This is a genomic window from Streptomyces sp. SCSIO 75703, assembly GCF_036607905.1.
GTDB lineage: Bacteria > Actinomycetota > Actinomycetes > Streptomycetales > Streptomycetaceae > Streptomyces.
Map to the genome: position 1 here is coordinate 1986204 of NZ_CP144555.1, position 18514 is coordinate 2004717.

Annotated in this window: 17 protein-coding genes and 1 pseudogene; 2 read left to right on the top strand and 16 right to left on the bottom strand. The window is 73.0% G+C overall.

Annotated features, from left to right (window positions below; translation table 11 throughout):
• Positions 1–19 precede the first annotated feature (19 nt).
• The 15 genes and pseudogenes from VM636_RS08480 to VM636_RS08550 form a co-directional block, all read right to left on the bottom strand.
• Positions 20–535, bottom strand: a complete 516-nt coding sequence (locus VM636_RS08480; protein WP_030421563.1) for an NUDIX hydrolase — start codon at positions 533–535, stop codon at positions 20–22.
• The gene (gene lepB / locus VM636_RS08485; protein WP_053913645.1) at positions 525–1298 is read right to left on the bottom strand and encodes a signal peptidase I; all 774 of its coding nucleotides are present in this window, start codon (positions 1296–1298) and stop codon (positions 525–527) included. The genes VM636_RS08480 and lepB (VM636_RS08485) overlap by 11 nt, the downstream gene beginning before the upstream one ends.
• A 308-nt stretch (positions 1299–1606) precedes the next feature.
• Positions 1607–2470 (bottom strand): signal peptidase I, encoded by an 864-nt coding sequence (gene lepB, locus VM636_RS08490; protein ID WP_234312680.1) that lies wholly within the window; start codon positions 2468–2470, stop codon positions 1607–1609.
• On the bottom strand, positions 2445–3584 hold the full coding sequence (gene lepB / locus VM636_RS08495) for a signal peptidase I (protein WP_234312678.1): 1140 nt from the start codon (positions 3582–3584) through the stop codon (positions 2445–2447). The genes lepB (VM636_RS08490) and lepB (VM636_RS08495) overlap by 26 nt, the downstream gene beginning before the upstream one ends.
• Complete coding sequence (gene lepB, locus VM636_RS08500; protein WP_053913644.1) at positions 3577–4293, bottom strand: signal peptidase I; 717 nt, start codon at positions 4291–4293, stop codon at positions 3577–3579. Before lepB (VM636_RS08500) ends, lepB (VM636_RS08495) begins: the two co-directional genes overlap by 8 nt.
• A gap of 45 nt (positions 4294–4338) precedes the next feature.
• On the bottom strand, positions 4339–4689 hold the full coding sequence (gene rplS / locus VM636_RS08505; RefSeq protein WP_030421558.1) for a 50S ribosomal protein L19: 351 nt from the start codon (positions 4687–4689) through the stop codon (positions 4339–4341).
• Between the two features lie 133 nt (positions 4690–4822).
• A complete protein-coding gene (gene trmD, locus VM636_RS08510) occupies positions 4823–5653 on the bottom strand; it encodes a tRNA (guanosine(37)-N1)-methyltransferase TrmD (protein ID WP_030421557.1) in 831 nt (276 codons plus the stop codon).
• Positions 5653–6207, bottom strand: coding sequence for a ribosome maturation factor RimM (gene rimM, locus VM636_RS08515; RefSeq protein ID WP_053913643.1), 555 nt, complete (start codon positions 6205–6207; stop codon positions 5653–5655). Before rimM ends, trmD begins: the two co-directional genes overlap by 1 nt.
• A gap of 234 nt (positions 6208–6441) precedes the next feature.
• Positions 6442–6681, bottom strand: a complete 240-nt coding sequence (locus VM636_RS08520; protein WP_003973401.1) for an RNA-binding protein — start codon at positions 6679–6681, stop codon at positions 6442–6444.
• Positions 6682–6683: 2 nt separating this feature from the next.
• The gene (gene rpsP, locus VM636_RS08525) at positions 6684–7103 is read right to left on the bottom strand and encodes a 30S ribosomal protein S16 (RefSeq protein ID WP_030421555.1); all 420 of its coding nucleotides are present in this window, start codon (positions 7101–7103) and stop codon (positions 6684–6686) included.
• A 271-nt stretch (positions 7104–7374) separates the two neighbouring features.
• Positions 7375–7971 carry a hypothetical protein gene (locus VM636_RS08530; protein WP_030421554.1) on the bottom strand — a complete coding sequence of 199 codons (597 nt, stop codon included), beginning with the start codon at positions 7969–7971 and terminating at the stop codon, positions 7375–7377.
• A 1128-nt stretch (positions 7972–9099) separates the two neighbouring features.
• Positions 9100–10650, bottom strand: coding sequence for a signal recognition particle protein (gene ffh / locus VM636_RS08535; RefSeq protein WP_030421553.1), 1551 nt, complete (start codon positions 10648–10650; stop codon positions 9100–9102).
• A 145-nt stretch (positions 10651–10795) separates the two neighbouring features.
• A pseudogene (locus VM636_RS08540) lies at positions 10796–11135 on the bottom strand (P-II family nitrogen regulator).
• The gene (locus tag VM636_RS08545) at positions 11132–12481 is read right to left on the bottom strand and encodes an ammonium transporter (protein ID WP_030421552.1); all 1350 of its coding nucleotides are present in this window, start codon (positions 12479–12481) and stop codon (positions 11132–11134) included. The pseudogene VM636_RS08540 and the gene VM636_RS08545 overlap by 4 nt, the downstream one beginning before the upstream one ends.
• A gap of 282 nt (positions 12482–12763) precedes the next feature.
• Positions 12764–14263, bottom strand: coding sequence for a hypothetical protein (locus tag VM636_RS08550; RefSeq protein ID WP_030421551.1), 1500 nt, complete (start codon positions 14261–14263; stop codon positions 12764–12766).
• 444 nt (positions 14264–14707) lie between these two features.
• Between VM636_RS08550 and VM636_RS08555 the strand changes: the two genes are divergently transcribed.
• Complete coding sequence (locus tag VM636_RS08555; protein WP_030421550.1) at positions 14708–15373, top strand: bifunctional DNA primase/polymerase; 666 nt, start codon at positions 14708–14710, stop codon at positions 15371–15373.
• A 161-nt stretch (positions 15374–15534) separates the two neighbouring features.
• On the opposite strand, the gene ftsY is transcribed toward VM636_RS08555, so the two are convergent.
• A complete protein-coding gene (ftsY, locus tag VM636_RS08560; RefSeq protein WP_030421549.1) occupies positions 15535–16749 on the bottom strand; it encodes a signal recognition particle-docking protein FtsY in 1215 nt (404 codons plus the stop codon).
• A 174-nt stretch (positions 16750–16923) separates the two neighbouring features.
• Between ftsY and VM636_RS08565 the strand changes: the two genes are divergently transcribed.
• Positions 16924–18384, top strand: coding sequence for a cytosine permease (locus VM636_RS08565; RefSeq protein WP_030421548.1), 1461 nt, complete (start codon positions 16924–16926; stop codon positions 18382–18384).
• Positions 18385–18514: the final 130 nt, after the last annotated feature.

Here is an 18514-nt window from a genome sequence, read left to right on the forward strand (position 1 = left end):
TGCGTCAGGTCCGCGCGCCCTAGACGATTTCGGTGTCCAGGGTCACCGGCCCGGCCGGGGGACCTTCGTCGAGCAGTGTGCGCAGCAGCTCGGCGAGTCTGGTCGGATACACCGTCTCATGGGCGCGAGCCAGTTCCCGACACGTCCACCAGCGGGCTCCGTCGACGCTGCGCCGTTCCAGTTCGGTCAGCCCGGCGGCGACGGTCGCGGTCTGGTGCGTACGGGCCAGGTAGTACCACTCGTCCTGGTGCCACCGGCGGCCGGCGAACGGGAAGGAGCAGGTGCGCCGCCACAGCACCGGTCCGATCTCGACGTCGGTGATCCCGGTCTCCTCACGCAGTTCGCGGCGGGCGGCCTGCTCGCGGGTCTCCTCGCCCTCGACGCCGCCGCCGGGGGTGAACCACCAGTCGTCGGCCGGATCGTCCGGTTCGTGTCCGTGGAGCAGCAGGATGCGGTCCCGCGGATCGAGCAGGACGACCCGCGCCACCCTGCGCAGCCCTGCGGCCTCCGTGCCGGGCACGCGCTCAGCGGACATCGGCGGGCTCCGTTCCGGACCGGGCGCGGGAGGCGCCGAGCCGCTGGGCGACGGGCCCGTACGCCGCGCCGGCGAAGATCAGCACCGCCCCGGCCACGACGACGGTGAGGACCGTGCGCAGGGGGCCCGGCGTCGACAGGGGGCCGAGCGCCTCGAAGCCGGAGGGCCGTTCCAGCATGCCGTCCAGGGGCCAGACGACGGCGTCGACCCGGGCGTCGACGGCGGAGCGGGCGACGGTGCCGCCGGCCGCGTCGGTGAGGTGGGCGGTGGAGTCGAGGGAGCCCCCGCGTTCGTCGCCGAGCAGGAAGAGGCGTCCTTCGGGCACGGTGACGGTGGGGAAGCCGGTGATCTCGGCCGGGGTCCCGGCCGCCAGGTAGGTCTCGTCGATCACCTTGCCGTTGACCTTCAGCCGGCCCTCCTGGCAGCAGGTGACGGTGTCCCCGCCGACCGCGACCACCCGCTTGACCATCGGGGCGTCGGCCCACGTGGCGTCCTTGAAGACGACCACGTCGCCCCGGCGGACGTCGGCACTGTCGACGCGCTGCGCCAGCACCCGGTCGCCGACGGCGATCGTCGGCGCCATCGAACCGGTCGGCACCGTGTACGGCCGGTACACCACCGCTCCCCAGGCGAAACCGCCGAGGAACAGCACCGTGCCCAGCGCCACGACCAGCCCGGACAGCCGCTGCCCGGTCCGGCCGCCGGCCGGGGTGCCGGGGCCGGGACCCCGCCGGTCCGTGTGTGTCGTGCTCTCGCCACCCATGGACCCGCACCTTACCCGCCGGTACCGGGGCGGGTCAGCCCCTCCTCCGGCCTCCGGGGCCGCCCCGGCCCCGGCCCGCAGCGCCCGCAGCGCCCGCAGGCCATGGGCCAGGGACGGACGACGGCCCCGGTCGCCCCGCCGTCCGGAGAACCGGAGGCCGGGCGACCGGGGCCGCCGTGAGCCAAGCCCGCCGCACCGTGCGGGACCGGCGCGCACGGGCACCGCCGCGCGCACCGGACTCGCGGAGGGCCGCGCACCACCGAGGACCGCGCCCCGCCAGGGCGCCGCGCTCCGGGCCGGCGCTCCCGTCAGCGGGTGCGTGCCGGGGCGATGCGCCGGCGCCGCCACAGCACGAAGGGGACCGCGCCGGCGAGGGCCACACCCTGGGGGGCGGTCGTCAGCGCGACGCCCGGCGTGAGCGCCGGCGCCGACCGGTTCTGCAGCCCGCTCTGGTCGTAGGTGTCGGGGACCGGGAGGGTGCCCCAGTGGTTGATCGGCCAGGCCTTGACGATGGCGCGGCCGACGACCTCCTTGACCGGGACCATGCCGCCGTTGCGGTCGGCGCGGTTGTAGCGCGAGTCGCGGGAGTTCTGCCGGTGGTCGCCCATGACCCAGAGGAAGCCCTCGGGGACCTTGACCTTGAACTGGCCGCCCTGGTCGTCGACGCTGCACGGGGTGTTGCCGGGGTAGACGTACGGCTCGTTCAGTGCCAGGCCGTTGACCCGCACCGGGCCGGTGCCCTTGCACTCGACGGTGTCGCCGCCGACGCCGACGACCCGCTTGATCAGGTCCTTCTCGTCCACGGACGGCATCAGGCCGATCCAGCTCAGCACCGTCTGGAAGGCGTTCGGTTCGGGGGTCGGCTCGCCGGCCAGCCAGTCCGCCGGGTCGTGGAAGACGACGACCTCGCCGCGCTCCGGCTCGGAGCCGAACCAGGGGGTGAGCTTGTCCACCAGGACCCGGTCCCCCTCGGTGAGGGTGTTCTGCATCGAGGCCGACGGGATCGAGAACGCCTGCACCAGGAACGTCTTGATCAGCAGTGCGAGGACCAGGGCGATGCCGACGAGGATCGGCAGTTCCTTCCAGAAGGACCGCTGCTTCCTGGCCGCCGGAGGGGGCGTGTGGGCGGCTCCGCCCTCGCCCCGCTCAGCGGTGCCGCCGTGTCCGTCCACTCGCGTGCCGTCCTCCGTCGTCCCGGCGTCGTGCCCGGAGGCCGGGGAGCGGTGCGCGGTCGGGCCGGCCGTCTCCCCGGGGCGTCCGCGGTCCTCCTCGCCGTCGTGTCCGGACCGCGCGCCAACCGCCACATCGCCCACGCCAACTCCTCACTCTCTGCCACCGCCTGCCCCGTGCCCGGCGCAGGCCCACCACTCCCATAACGAGCGGGAGTTCCGCAGGGATCGGGAGTTGAACCATCGCGTTCGGGCCGTAGGAGGCAACCCTATGCGACAGCGGCGCGGCGGCGGCCGGTCCGGAGACCGCGTCGGACACGGTCGTGAACGTTTTCGGCTCGTCCAGGGTGGTCCAGTGGCCGAAGGGCCACGCGATCACCATGGCCCGGCCCACCACGCCGGCCTCGGAGACCGTGCCGAAGTCGGTGTCCTGGTGGGCGCGGGAGTCGGCCGAGTTGGACCGGTGGTCGCCCATCACCCACAGCCGGCCCTCGGGGACGGTGACGTCGAACGGGGTCGTGGAGGGGCGGTCGCCCGGGTACAGGTAGTCGTTCTCGGTGAGCGGGACACCGTTGACGGTGATCCGGCCCTGGGTGTCGCAGCAGGTGACGCGGTCGCCGCCGACGCCGACGACCCGTTTGATGAGGTCCTTCTCGTCGTCGGAGGGGAGCAGGCCGATGAAGGCGAGCCCCTCCTTGACCTGCTTGACGACGACGGGGTCCTTGGTCTTGGTGGTCTGCTCGCCCTGGAGCCAGCCCCCGGGGTCGCGGAAGACGACGACGTCCCCGCGTTCGGGCCGGGAGCCGAACCACGGGGTGAGTTTGTCGACCAGGACGCGGTCGCCGATCTGGATCGTCTGCTCCATGGAGCCGGATGGGATCACGAAGGCCTGGACGAGGAACGTCTTGAGGACCAGGGCGATGAGGACGGCGACCCCGACGAGCAGCGGGATCTCCTTGACGGCGCTGCGCCTGCGGCGCCGTCTGACCTTGCGCTGGAGCTTGCGGCGCTCGGCGCGGGAGCGTCCGCCGCCGGAGGGGGCCCGTCGGAAACCGGTGGGCAGCAGGTCCTCGGCGGGGCTGCTGGGCGCGTTGCGCGGCTTGCCCCGGCTACCCATCGCTGCCCTCGGCGGCCGGTACGCGCGCGTAGGCGTCGGGGCGGTCGAGGCGGGTGGCGTGGGCGAAGGGCCACACGATCCAGTCGGCGCGGCCGATCACGTCGTCGGTACGGACCATGCCGCCGCCCGGGGAGCCGAGGTGGTCGCGGGAGTCGCTGGACGCGCCGCGGTGGTCGCCGAGGACGAAGAGGGCGCCGGCCGGGACGACGACGTCGAAGGGGACGGTGGAGGGGCTGTCGCCCGGGTACAGGAAGGCCGACTCGTCGACGGGCTCACCGTTCACCTGGACCCTCCCCTCCCTGTCACAGCACACCACGCGGTCACCGCCCACACCGACGACGCGTTTGATGTAGTCGCCGTGCCCGAAGGTCCCGGTGCCGTCGAAGACGACGATGTCGCCCCGCTGCGGCCGGCCTGCGAAACGGTACGCCACCTTGTTTACGAGCACACGGTCCCCGATCCTCAATCCCCGCTCCATGGAGCCGCTGGGGATCTGGAACGGCTTGAGCACGAAGGTGCTGACGAGCAGCAGCACGGCCAGGAACGCGAGCAGGGCGAGGGTGAGGCGTCCGCCCGGCACCCACTCCGTGAGGCTCGTGGCGAACGCGGAACGCGACCGTTCCTCCGGGCCCTCCGGGTCCGAGGGGTGCTCGGTGCCGGTGGGGCGGGAGGAGCGGTCGCGCTCCGTGCGTTCAGCGTCGGTGTCCATCGGGGCCAGATGCTATCCGGCCCGGACGCGGACCCCTCGGCGCGCTCAGCTCTCGCGCTTCTCGCGGATCTTCGCGGCCTTGCCGCGCAGCTCACGCAGGTAGTACAGCTTGGCGCGGCGGACGTCGCCCTTGGTGACCAGCTCGATCTTCTCGACGATCGGGGTGTGCACGGGGAAGGTGCGCTCGACGCCGACGGAGAAGGAGACCTTGCGGACCGTGAAGGTCTCGCGGACGCCGGCGCCCTGGCGGCGGATGACGACACCCTTGAACTGCTGCACGCGGGAGCGGCTGCCCTCGATGACGCGCACGTGGACGTTGACGGTGTCGCCGGGGCGGAAGGCCGGGACGTCGCTGCGCAGCGACGCGGCGTCGACGGAGTCGAGCAGGTGAGACATTTCGTCTGCTTTCTTCGCTGATGCCACAGGTCATCAGCGGCACTAGGGGTACGGATCGAGGTGGTGCGGGTCGGGGCGGGCGTCGGCTCCCCCTGTGGCAGGGGCGCGCGCCGGACCTGCGCACAACAGCGGCCTATTCTTCCACGTCTTCGGTCCTGCGCCAAAATCGGCCGGTGCGCTCCCCTTCGGGGTCGGGCTGCCAGCCCAGGATGGAGAGCATCTCGCGGTCCTTCTTGTCGAAGGCGTCGGGCGTGCACCGCTCGATCAGGTCGGGCCGGTGGGCGGTGGTGCGTCGCAGGGTCTCGTCGCGGCGCCAGCGGGCGATCCTGCCGTGGTGTCCGCTGAGCAGCACGTCGGGGATGTCCCGGCCGCGCCAGAGCGGCGGCTTGGTGTAGACGGGCCCTTCCAGGAGGCCGGCCATGGCGGGGGCGAAGGAGTCGTCGCGGTGGGACTCGGCGTTGCCGAGGACGCCGGGCAGCAGCCGGGCGACGGCCTCGGTGACGACGAGGACGGCCGCCTCACCGCCGGCCAGTACGTAGTCGCCGATGGACACCTCGTGGACGGGCATGCGGGTGGCGTACTCGTCGACGACCCGGCGGTCGATGCCCTCGTAGCGGGCGGGGGTGAAGATCAGCCAGGGCTGTGCGGAGAGGCGGACGGCGAGGTCCTGGGTGAAGGGCCGGCCGCTGGGGGTGGGGACGATGAGGGCGGGCCGTCCGTGGCCGGCCTCGTAGCCGTCGGCCAGGACGGTGTCCAGCGCCTCGCCCCACGGCTCGGTCTTCATGACCATGCCGGGGCCGCCGCCGTAGGGGGTGTCGTCGACGGTGTGGTGGCGGTCGTGGGTCCAGGAGCGCAGGTCGTGCACGTGCACGTCGAGCTGTCCGCGGGCGCGGGCCTTGCCGACCAGGGAGACGTTGAGCGGTTCCAGGTACTCGGGGAAGATCGTGACGACGTCGAGCCGCATTACGCCCGCTCCTCCCCGGCGTCCCGGGCGGAGGCGATCTCGGCGCGGTCGTCGATGAGGCCGGGCGGCGGGTCGATGACGGCGCGCTGGCGCTCCAGGTCGATCTCGGTGACGATCTCGGCGACGAAGGGCACGAGGGCCTCGGAGCCGTCGGGGCGTTCCACGATGAAGAGGTCCTGTGTGGGCAGGTGGGAGATCTCGGTGATGCGGCCGACCTCCTCGCCGTCGACGGTCACCACGTCGAGGTCGATGAGCTGGTGGTCGTAGTACTCGTCCTCGTCCTCGGGGCGTTCGTCCGGGTCGACCTCGGCGATGAGGAGGGTGTTGCGCAGGGCCTCGGCGCCGTCGCGGTCGTGGACGCCCTCGAAGCGCAGCAGGAGGCGCCCGCTGTGCACGCGGCCGGTCTCGATGGTGAGCGGTCCGGCGGTGGCGGGGTCGGTGGTCAGCACGGCACCGGGGCCGAGCCGCAGTTCGGGTTCGTCGGTGCGGACCTCGACCGTGACCTCGCCCCGGATGCCGTGGGCGCGGCCGATGCGGGCGACTACGAGCTGCACTGTGCTGATCTCCTGTCGGAACTGCGGGAGCCGGTCACGGCTCGGACGGCGACGAGGCGGGAAACGAAAGCGTGGCGGGCGCCGCCCGGGGACGGACCCCCGGAGGCACCGCCCGGGACGCCGGAGGCCCCGGGCCGGGGGGCGGCCCGGACGGCATCGGCCGGGGCGGGCCGGACGACGACGGGCCGGGGACGGCCGATGGCCCTCCCCGGCCCGAGCCGGTGCGGTGAAACGTCAGCGGACGTGATCGACGTCGACGAGGTCGACGCGGACACCACGGCCGCCGATGGCGCCCACGACGGTGCGCAGCGCGCGAGCGGTGCGGCCGTTGCGGCCGATCACCTTGCCGAGGTCGTCCGGATGGACCCGGACTTCGAGGACGCGCCCGCGGCGCAGGTTGCGCGAGGCCACCTGCACATCGTCGGGGTTGTCGACGATGCCCTTCACGAGGTGCTCGAGAGCCTCCTCGAGCATGCTCAGGCCCCGGTCGACTCAGACGAGGACTCGGCCTCGTCCTTCTTGTCGGCCTTCTTCTTCTGGGTGATGGCCTCGCCCTTGCCGGCGTCGTCGCCGCCGAGGGACTCGAAGGACGGACGGGCCGCCTTCTCGGCCGCCTGGAGCAGCGGCGCCGGGGCGGGCTCGCCCTTGAACTTCTGCCAGTCGCCGGTCTTCTTGAGGATGGCGAGCACGGGCTCGGTCGGCTGGGCGCCGACGCCGAGCCAGTACGCCACGCGCTCGGCGTCGACCTCCATCACCGACGGGTTGTACGTCGGGTGGTACTTGCCGATCTCCTCGATGGCCCGGCCGTCACGGCGGGTGCGCGAGTCGGCGACGATGATGCGGTAGTGAGGCGAACGGATCTTGCCCAGACGCTTCAGCTTGATCTTGACTGCCACGGGAGTGGGTTCTCCTGGAATTGACGTGGTGGGGCACGGCGGGACTGCCGCGTGGGGTTGCGGTACCCGAGTGCCCGATGGACGCGTCAGCCGGAGGAGAGAGGGGTCCTGTGCGGCTGTCGAGTACAGCTGGCCATTCTGCCACACCCGCTCGGGGGGTGTGGACGAGGGCGTCCGGGCAGCACGGAGGGCGTCCGGGCGCGGCCGTGACCGGCCCGGACGCCTCCGTCACCGCCGGCCGGCGGTCCGGCTGCCACGAGCAGCCGGACCGTCAGCCCGCCGCGGCGCCGACCGGCTCGGGGATGCGGAAGGGCTTGCCGCAGCCGCCGCACATGATGGGCGCCTGGGCGAGGACCGACGGGACGACCCGGACGTTGCGTCCGCAGTCGCACACCGCCTTGACGCGTACCCCTCCGCCGGAGGAGCCGTGGCGGGCGGCCGGCCCGCGGAAGCTGCGGGCGGAGTCGGCCGACGTCGCGGCGGAGTGGGCCTTCAGCGCGCGCTGGAGGCGTTCCATCGTCGGGCGGTAGCGGCGCTTCGCCTCGGGGGTGAGCGCGACCAGCGAGAAACCGCTGCTGGGATGCGGCTCCTCGGGGTGGTCGAGGCCCATCTCCTCGGCGATGGCCAGGAATCGTCGGTTGTGGTAGCGGCCGGCTCGGGAGGTGTCACGCACTCCCCGGGCTGCGGCGATGCCGTGGACTGCCTCATGGAGCAGTCGCTCGAAGGAGAGTTCGTGTCCGCAGGCGGACGACGACTCCCCGATCAGGGACTCCGGCGCGGCAAGATCCGGCAGCTCGGGGTGGTACCGCTGAATGTCGGCCCACGCCTGCGCCAGCTCTGCGGCGAGAACAGGTGGTGTCGTGCTCACGTAATGACAACGAGCCGGAGTGCCGCTGTGTTCCTATTCCGGGCCATCCCAAATAATTTGCACGTACCCGTCAGTTGCCGCTGATGCGTCCCGACGAGGGCGGGTGCGCTGATCTGCGGAGAAGCCTCGCACCTGGTGGCAAGTCGGTGCGTAGTCAGGCGTACGCGCGGGCGCGTACCCCCTGTCCGCGCGCCGGGGTACGGACGGTCCGCCCCCACGCAAGGGGGGTTTCGGCCGGTGTCGTGGCGGGCGGGCGGCACCTCCGGCAGCACGCCCCGTGCACTCCCCGGGCACGCCCCCCAGCGCGCCGATGGGCGCGAGGCTACCGGGTGTGCCGTCGGCATGCGCTCCCCGACCGCCCTTCTCGGCCACCGGTTTCCGGAGTTTGGTGCTCCGCGTCCGGAGCCCGCGCAACGGCGGTGCGGGCCCTGGCCGAAAGCGCCGTACGGGCGGCGCCGCGACCCGCTGTCACGGGCGGGCGCCGTGTTCCGGCCATCCGGTGCGGGGCCCGGGATCGTGCCACCCGGTGTGGCGTACGGGCCGGGCGGATGGCACGCCGATGACTTCTCGCCACGGGACGGACGGCGGGCCGACGCGGGCGCGCGTCGCCGCACGGGCCGGTGGGACCGGGTTCCCTTGCCGCGGACGGTGGAGTCCGCCGCGGCGTACGAGGGCCGGAGCGTCGGCCGCTGCGGCGGCACACGGCGAAACCTGTCCGGTGCGGGACGGGTGGGCTCTGGGCGGCCGGCTCGGCCGGGCGACTCTCGCTGGGCGGCTCGGCCGGGTGACTCCGCACCGTGGGCTCGACCGGACGGCTCCCCCCCGTCGACTCGGCCGGCTCGGCCCACCCCCTCCGGCCACACCGACGCGGGCGCCGCCCTACACGGGCACGCCGTACATGGGCGCCGCCTACACGGGCACCGCGCCGTACGCGGGACACGATCGGCCGTCGCCGGACCGTGGGGGCGACGGCGCACCCGGCGGCGGCCTGGTGCTGTCGCGGCTACGGCGGCACCCCGCCCCGGGGCCACCCGGCGCCGGACCCCGGCCGGCGCGCACGACCGCCCGCCCGCCGGTGCCCCTGCCGACCGCCCGTGGGCGGGGTCGCCCGAAGACGACCGGGGCGGGTCAGCCCATGAACTTCTTGAACTCGTCCGGCAGCTCGAAGTCCTGGCCGCCCTGCTGCGGCAGCCCGAGGGCGCCCCCGCTCTGCGCCGCGGCGGCCCGGCGGGCGGCCTCCTCCTGCTCCTGCTGCTTGCGCTTCATCGGGTTGCCGGAGCGCTGCTTGCCCTTGGCCTTCTTCTGCTGCTTCTTCTGCCGGCCCGGACCGCCGCCCATGCCGGGCATGCCCGGCATCCCCGGCATGCCGCCGCCCTGGGCCATGCGGGACATCATCTTGCGGGCCTCGAAGAACCGCTCGACGAGGTTCTTCACCGCGCTGACCTCGACACCGGAGCCCTTGGCGATACGGGCACGGCGCGAGCCGTTGATGATCATCGGGTCCTGGCGCTCGCCCGGGGTCATCGACTTGATGATCGCGGCGGTGCGGTCGACGTCCCGCTCGTCCAGGTTGCTGATCTGGTCCTTGATCTGGCCCATGCCCGGCAGCATGCCGAGCAGCTTGGAGATCGAGCCCATCTTGCGGACCTGCTCCATCTGGGCCAGGAAGTCGTCCAGGGTGAAGTCCTGGCCCTTCTTGGACGCCAGCTTGGAGGCCATCTTCTCGGCCTCTTCCTGGCTGAACGTCTTCTCCGCCTGCTCGATCAGGGTGAGGAGGTCACCCATGTCGAGGATGCGGGAAGCCATCCGGTCCGGGTGGAAGGCGTCGAAGTCCTCCAGCTTCTCGCCGTTGGAGGCGAACATGATCGGCTTGCCGGTCACGGAGGCGATCGAGAGGGCCGCGCCACCGCGTGCGTCGCCGTCCAGCTTGGACAGGACCACGCCGTCGAAGCCGACGCCGTCGCGGAACGACTCGGCGGTGTTGACCGCGTCCTGGCCGATCATCGCGTCGACGACGAAGAGGATCTCGTCGGGCGAGACCGCGTCGCGGATGTCCGCGGCCTGCCGCATCATCTCCTGGTCGATGCCCAGGCGGCCGGCGGTGTCCACGATGACGAGGTCGTGGACCTTGGCCTTGGCGAACTCGATGGAGTCATTGGCGACCTTGACCGGGTCGCCGACGCCGTTGCCCGGCTCGGGCGCGTAGACCGCGACGCCGGCCCGCTCGGCGACGACGCTGAGCTGGTTGACGGCGTTGGGGCGCTGGAGGTCACAGGCGACCAGCAGCGGGGAGTGGCCCTGCTCCTTGAGCCACCGGCCGAGCTTGCCCGCGAGGGTGGTCTTGCCCGCGCCCTGGAGGCCGGCGAGCATGATCACGGTTGGGGGCTGCTTGGCGAAGCGCAGCCGGCGGGTCTCGCCGCCGAGGATGGTGACCAGCTCGTCGTTGACGATCTTGATGAACTGCTGTGCCGGGTTGAGGGCCTTGGAGATCTCGCTCCCGAGGGCGCGTTCCTTGACGCTCTTGATGAACGCCCGGACGACCGGGAGCGCCACGTCCGCTTCGAGGAGGGCGATGCGGATCTCACGGGCCGTGGCGTCGATATCCGCCTCGGAGAGCCGGCCCTTGCCCCGGAGGGACTTGAACGTGGCTGAGAGGCGATCGGAGAGAGTATCGAACACGGCGGCGTCGGTCCTCGGAGTCGGCGGCAGTCTGAGCGTCTTCCAGGGTATCGGGCCGCGCAAGCGATTCGGCCCTCGCGGGCGAGGTCGGTCCGGGCCCGCCGCGCCCCCGGGTTCGCAGCGCCTCCCCACCGCGCCCCGGGGCTCAGAGCACGTCCGCCCCGCGCGCTCCCGTCCGGACCCGTACGGCCGTGTCGACCGGGACGGACCAGACCTTGCCGTCGCCGAGCGTGCCGGTGCGGGCGGCGGTGACGACGGCGTCGATCAGCCGCCCGGCGTCCTCGTCGGCGGTGAGGACCTCGGGCGCGGACCTCGGGCGTCGGGCCGACCGTGTACCCGGCACCCCGTTGGATCTCGGTGTGGCCGGGCCGGCGGCCGTGGCCGTGGGCCTCCGTGACGGTGAGGCCGTGCGCCCCGAGGGCTTGGAGGGCGTTCCTGACCTCGTCGAGCCGGTGCGGGCGGACGACGGCGGTGATGAGCTTCACGCGGTCACCTTCCTGGTGTCGGCCCGCCCGGCCCGCGGGGCGCCCGGGGCCGTGGGAACGTGGTCGGCGCCCCCGCCGGCGCCGCTGAAGTCGTAGGCGGTCTCGGCGTGTTCGGCGCCGTCGATGCCGCTCTCCTCCGTCTCCCGCGAGACGCGCATGCCGAGGGTCCGGTCGAGGAGGAGGGCGAGGAGGGCGGAGGCCGCGAGGGAGTAGGCGAGGACGGCGAGGACGCCGGCGCACTGCTTCCAGAACTGGCCGAGCCCGCCGCCGTAGAAGAGGCCGGCGACGTCGGACTGGCCGGTTCCGGTGGCGAGGAGGCCGACGAGGAGGGAGCCGAGGACGCCGCCGACGAGGTGGACGCCGACGACGTCGAGGGAGTCGTCGTAGCCGAGCCGGTGCTTCAGGCCGACGGCGAGGGCGCAGAGCACGCCGGCGCAGGCGCCGACGGCGAGCGCGCCGAGCGGGGAGACGGCGCCGCCCGAGGGGGTGATGGCGACGAGGCCCGCGACGGCGCCGGAGGCGGCCCCGAGGGTGGTGCAGGCGCCGTGCCGCAGTTTCTCGTAGGCGAGCCAGCCCAGGACGGCGGCGCCGGTGGCGATCTGGGTGTTGACGAACATCAGGGCGCCGACGCCGTCGGTGTTGCCGAGCCAGGAGCCGGCGTTGAAGCCGAACCAGCCGAACCACAGCAGTCCGGCGCCGAGCATGACGAGCGGCAGGTTGTGCGGGCGCATCGCGTCGGTGCGGAAGCCGGCGCGGCTGCCGGTCACCAGGATCACGCCGAGGGCGGCGGCGCCGGCGTTGACGTGGACGGCGGTGCCGCCGGCGAAGTCGATGACGCCGAGGCGGTGGGCCCAGCCGCCGGCGCCCCAGACCCAGTGGGCGACCGGGAAGTAGACGACGGTGGCCCACAGGGTGACGAAGAGCGCCCAGGCACCGAACCTGACGCGGTCCGCGAGGGCGCCGCTGATCAGGGCCGGGGTGAGCACCGCGAACATCATCTGGAACACCAGGAACACCAGCACCGGGATGGTGGTGCCGTCCCAGAGGTCGGTGCGGCCGATGCCGCTGAGGCCGAGCCAGTGGGGGTTCCAGCCGATGAGGCCGGCGGTGTCGGTGCCGAAGGCGAGGGAGAAGCCGTAGAGCACCCACAGGACGGTGACGACGCCGAGGCTGACGAAGCTCATCATCAGCATGTTGAGGGTGCTCTTGACCCGGACCAGGCCGCCGTAGAACAAGGCCAGGCCGGGCGTCATGAGCATCACCAGGGCGGTGCAGACGAGCATGAAGCCGGTGTCGGCGGGCGAGAGCGCGGGGGTGTCCGCGGCGAAGGGGGTGGCGGGGGCCATCGGCGCCTCCTCGTCGTTGGTGCGGCCCGTGCGGGCGCGAGGCGCGGCGGCTGCGGGCCGTCGCGTGTCACGAGCGTGACGTGGCGCCGTTTCGGCGGGCGCGCCGCGCGGTTTCGCGCGGGTGACGAAGGTGCCGCGGGTGTTACGGCCCGGTGAACAGGCGGGTGGCGGCCGGGGGGGGGGGACGCGAGCCGGCCGCGTCCGGCCTTCCGAATGACTGGCATGGGGGAGCCGAGTCGGGCAGTTCGGGAGGGCCGGCCGCGGCCGGGGTCTGGGGGTGGGTCAGACCGCCTCGGCGGTCTCCGGCAGTTCGACGGCGAGCCGTTCGGTGAGGTCGATGACCTCGCCGAGTTCGCCGAAGTCGCGTACGGCGGTGTCGACGGTCTTGCGGATGCGGGTGTTGACGCGTTCGGAGCGGACCTTCTTGGCGATGGCCATGGCCTCGGCGGCGAGCACGGTGCTCTGCTCGGGCTCCCGGCGCAGCAGGTGGACGGTGGCCATGCCGATCAGGTTGAGCGCGTAGGAACGCTGGTGTTCCTCGTCCTGGGCGAACAGTTCGACGGCGCGGCTCATCAGCGGTTCGGCGAGGGAGGCGTAGGTGGGGCTGCGGCCGGCGACGTAGGCGAGGTCGCGGAAGGAGTGGGAGTTCTCGCCGTGCAGTTCGGCCTCGGAGAAGAAGCGGATCCAGTCCGGGTCGGGCTCGTCCCATTCGGCGACGTCGGTGAAGGTGTCCTCGGCCATGCGGACCGCGCGCTTGCACCGGCCGGGCTGGCCCATGTTGGCGTAGGCGCGGGCCTCCATCGCGTAGAGCATCGACTGGATGCGGGGGCTCGCGCAGTCCCGGCTGCCGTACTGGGCGAGGTGGATCAGCTCCAGCGCGTCCTCGGGCCGGCCGAGGTGGATCATCTGCCGGCTCATGCTGGAGAGGATGTACGAGCCGAGCGGCCGGTCCCCGGCCTCCTTGGCGGCGTGCAGGGCGAGGACGAAGTACTTCTGCGCGGTGGGCTGGAGGCCCACGTCGTACGACATCCAGCCGGCCAGTTCGGCGAGTTCGGCGGCGACCTTGAAGAGCTTGGCGCGGATGGCGTCCGGCTGGGACTCCTGGAGCAGGTCGGTGACCTCGTGGAGCTGGCCGACGACCGCCTTGCGGCGCAGGCCGCCGCCGCACTGGGCGTCCCAGCGCCGGAACATCACGGCGGTGGACTCCAGCAGGTCCAGCTCCGGCGCGGAGAGCCGGCCGCGCGGGACCTCGGCGGAGAGGGGCTCGGGCTCGGCGGGGGCCGGGGGCGAGGGGACCAGCCAGCGCTGCATGGGCTCGATCAGGGACGGCCCCGCGGACAGGGCCAGGGAGGTCCCGAGGAAGCCGCGCCGGGCCAGCATGAGGTCGCTGCGGGAGAACTCGCTGAGCAGGGCCACGGTCTGGGGGCCGGTCCAGGGCAGGTCGACGCCGGTCGTGGAGGGGGTGGGGCGGGTGGTGCGCAGGCCCAGGTCCTCGACGGCGACGACGACGCCGAACCGTTCGGAGAACAGCTCGGAGAGGATGCGCGGGATGGGTTCGCGCGGGTTCTCGCCGTCGAGCCAGCGGCGCACCCGTGAGGTGTCGGTGGAGATGTGGTTGGCGCCGAGCCGGCGCGCACGCCGGTTCACCTGCCGGGCCAGCTCGCCCTTGGACCAGCCGCTGCGCACGAACCACGAGGTGAGCAGCTCGTTGGGGCGCTTCTCGGCGGGCGCGGGACTCCCCGGACTCCCCGCGCTCGTCCCGCTTCCGCCGTTGCCGCTCACTGGAACGCCCCCATCCCTGAGACCACCTGTCGCCGAGTGCGCCAAGCCTTATCAGAATGCCGGTGTCGGCGACCCTCTGTCCGGTGTTCGTCACCCTTCGAACAGGGAGTCGACTTGCCTCCGGCATACCCTTCCGTGCATGTGCCCCAAGGCGTCGTGCACTCAAAGTAATCCTACGATCACCCGTCCAGCCATGGGGATTCCATAAACGCCACCATTCGCCACCCCTTCGAATGAACACCGGTCAGGCTGCCCACGATTGACTTGACACAGGCCAACCGGGAGTCGGTGCAAGGGTGCACGCCGGGGCGCGCACCGGCAAGCGCACTCCCGGACACACGCCAAGGCGCTGCATGAACCGCGCCACACCGGGGAGTTGGAGACAGAGAGTCACGTTTCGCGTCCGCTGCGTAACCGACGCCGCGTCGGACCGTTGGAGGGGGCATGGGCTTCACGATCGGCAGCAGTCGGGCGATGCGCGACATCCGGTCCGGCGCGCGGCGCCGCGGACGCACCTCGGAGGGCACGGCCGTGGCCGAGTTCACCGGGCTGTGGGGCTGGGACGTCGTGCCAGGGGCACGGGCCGCCGCGGGCGCCTGCTCCTGCGGCCGGCCGGACTGTCCGGCTCCGGGCGCGCATCCGCTGGACTTCGCCCCGGAGGTGCCGGCGGGCGCGACGCTGGGCGAGGCGGGCGAGGCGTGGGCACGGTTCCCGGGGGCGGCGGTGATGCTCCCGGTGGGACGGACCTTCGACGTGATCGAGGTGGCCGAGGCCGCCGGGCGCCGGGCGCTGGCGCGGCTGGAGCGCATGGGGCTGCCGCTCGGCCCGGTCGCCGTGACCCCGCAGGGCCGCGCCCAGTTCTTCGTCGCCCCCGGCGCCGCGGCCGAGCTGCCCCGGCTCCTGTACCGGATGGGCTGGGACGACCCGTCCGCCCTCGACCTGCGCGGCCTCGGCCCGGGGACGTACCTGACGGCGCCGCCCTCCGACCGGGGCGGCAAGGGCCCGGCCCGCTGGCTGCGCGCCCCGGCGCTCGACGCGACGAGCCGCCCCCCGGCGGCCCGGCTGCTGCTGGGCACCCTGGCCTACGTGGCCCACCGCTGCTGGGCGTAGGCGGCCCCCGCCCTGCCGGGCACCCCGCACCCCGCGGGCGGCCCGCCTCCGCTCCCCCGGTGCCCGGGTCCCCTGCCGGCCGCCCCATGACGAAGCGCCCGTCCCCGACTGCACCTCGGGGGCGGGCGCTTCCCTCGTCCGCGGATCTCGTCCGCTGCTTCTCAGTCGCCGATCAGGGCGTCCACGAACGCCCCCGGCTCGAACGGCGCCAGGTCGTCCGCGCCCTCGCCGAGCCCGATCAGCTTGACCGGCACGCCCAGTTCGCGCTGGACCGCGATCACGATGCCGCCCTTGGCGGTGCCGTCCAGCTTGGTCAGCACGATGCCGGTGATGTCCACCACCTCGGAGAAGACCCGGGCCTGGATGAGGCCGTTCTGGCCGGTGGTGGCGTCGAGGACCAGCAGCACCTCGTCGAGCGGGGCCTGCTTCTCCACGACCCGCTTGACCTTGCCCAGCTCGTCCATGAGACCGGTCTTGGTGTGCAGCCGGCCGGCGGTGTCGATCAGCACGACGTCCGCGCCGATCTCCTTGCCCTCCTTCACGGCGTCGAAGGCGACGGAGGCGGGGTCGCCCGCCTCCGGGCCGCGCACGGTGTGGGCGCCGACCCGCTCGCCCCAGGTCTGCAACTGGTCGGCGGCGGCGGCGCGGAAGGTGTCGGCGGCGCCGAGGACGACGCTGCACCCGTCGGCCACCAGGACCCGGGCCAGCTTGCCGGTGGTGGTGGTCTTGCCGGTGCCGTTGACGCCGACGACCATCACGACGCCCGGCTTGCCGGTCTCGGGCTCGGTCGTGACCCGGCGGTCCATCTCGGGGCCGACCAGGGTGACCAGTTCCTCGCGGAGCAGGGCGCGCAGCTCCTCGGGGGTGCGGGTGCCGAGCACCTTCACCCGCTCGCGCAGCCGCTCGACCAGTTCCTGGGTGGGCTGCACGCCGACGTCGGCGGTGAGCAGCGTGTCCTCGATCTCCTCCCAGGTGTCCTCGTCCAGGTGCTCGCGCGAGAGCAGGGTGAGCAGACCCTTGCCGAGCGCGTTCTGCGAACGGGAGAGACGGGCGCGGAGCCGGACCAGCCGGCCGGCGGTGGGCTCGGGGACCTCGATCGGAGGGACTTCGAGCTCTTCGACGACGGGCGGTTCCTCGACGGTGGCGGGGGCTCCGCCGCCGTCCGGAAGGTCGACCTCCTCTATCGTCCGGCGCGTTTCGTCGCGCGGTGTCTCGGCCTCGTCGCCGACGTGCGGCTCGGCCGGAGGGGCGGTGATGTCGGGCGTGGCGGGCGGCGGCGGAGGCAGCTTCTTCTTGCGCCGGCTGCCGACGACGAGCCCGCCGAGCGCGCCGATCACGACCACGGCGATGACTACAGCAAGGATGACGATGTCCATAACCCGTCCAGTATCAGTCATGGCTCCCGAGACGCTCCGCTTGTGGCTTCCTCCGAGAGACAAAGGCCACTGGAAGGAAGGAGTCGGACCAAAGTACGATGGAAGAGGCTCCGTCGACGCGCGTAGAGTCCCCGACCGCTCCCTCTCCCCCACGATCGAGGCACGGACCCCCGTATGAGCAAGACCGCCCGGACCGACGGCGCCCTGGAGACCCGCGGCATCGAGCAGGTGCCCGACCACGAGCGCACCGCCCGCATCCGCGACCTCTTCCCCACCTGGGTCGGCGCCAACATCAGCGTGTTGCTGCTCACCATGGGCGCGAGCCTCGTCGTCGCCTACCGCCTCGGTTTCTGGCAGGCCGTCGTCGTCGCGCTGGCGGCGCCGGTGGTGTCGTACGGGCTGGTGGGGCTGATCGGGATCGCCGGCAAGCGGGGCGGGGCGCCGGGCATGGCGCTGTCCCGGGCGGTGTTCGGGCAGCGGGGCAATCTGCTGCCCGGCGCGCTGATCTGGGTGGCCCGCTGGGGCTGGGAGACGATCAACGCGGTGACCGGCGCGTACGCGGTGCTGACCGTCCTGGACGTCCTCTTCGGGGTCCGCCGCAACGCCGTGCTCGATCTGGTGACGCTGCTCGCCTTCGTGCTCGGCACCTTCGCCATCTCGGGGCTCGGCATCCGCGCGGTCCGCAGGTGCAACACGTACGCCACCTATCTCTTCGGCGTCTTCTCGGTGCTGGTGCTGGGGTATCTCGTCGTGCACACCGACTGGCCGGCGGTCTTCGGCCGGCCGGCGGGGCCGGTGGCCTCGGTGATCACGGGGATCGGACTGATCGCGGCGGGCGGGGTGAGCTGGATCCCGTCCTCCCCCGACTTCACCCGCTACCTGCCGCGCACGGCCTCCGCCAAGGGCATCGTGGGCGTCACGATCGGCGGCGCGGGCATCGTCGTCCTGCCGATGGTGCTGATGGGCGCCGTGATGGCGGTCTCCACGCCGGGTCTGGCCTCGGCCGCCGACCCGGTCTCCTTCCTCGGCGAGATCCTGCCGGTCTGGCTCGCGGTGCCGTACCTGCTGACCGCGCTGATCGGGATGCTGCTGATCAACTCGATGTCGATGTACTCGGCGGGATTCACCGCGCAGACCCTGGGCTTCACGGTCGAGCGGCACTGGGCGGTCTCGGTCAACGCCCTGATCTCGCTGGTCCTCGGCGGGGTGCTGATGCTGGCGGCGACCAGCTTCATGGGCTCCTTCATCGCCTTCCTGTCGCTGCTGGCGGTCGCCTTCTCGGCCTGGGTCGGCGTCTTCGGCGCGGACATGCTGCGGCGCCGCGAGTACGACGGCGCCGCCCTCGCCGACACCGGGCGCACCAGCGCCTACTGGTACCGGGGCGGGTTCTCGCCCGCCGCGGTCGCGGCGTGGGCGCTGGGGCTGGCGGTGGGGCTGATGTTCACCTCGTCGGACTGGTTCACGGGCCCGCTCGCCGCGAACAACGTCGTCGGCCAGTACGGCCTCGGCTGGGTCGCCACGGTGGTGGTCTCCGGTGTGCTGTACGTCGTGCTGCCGAAGCCCCCGGTGCGCCTGCCCGCGCCTGCCGCGGCCGGCGCGGAGCAGCGGGAGCCGGTGACCGTCCGGGGCGCCTGACCCCGGGGGCCGGCGTCCGGCCCCCGGAACCCGAACCGCCGCCCGGTCCGGTCGGCGACCGGGCGGGGCGGCGGTTCGTACGGGGAGACGGGCGGCGGGGACTGAGCCCGCCTCCCCGGGCCGGTGCGGG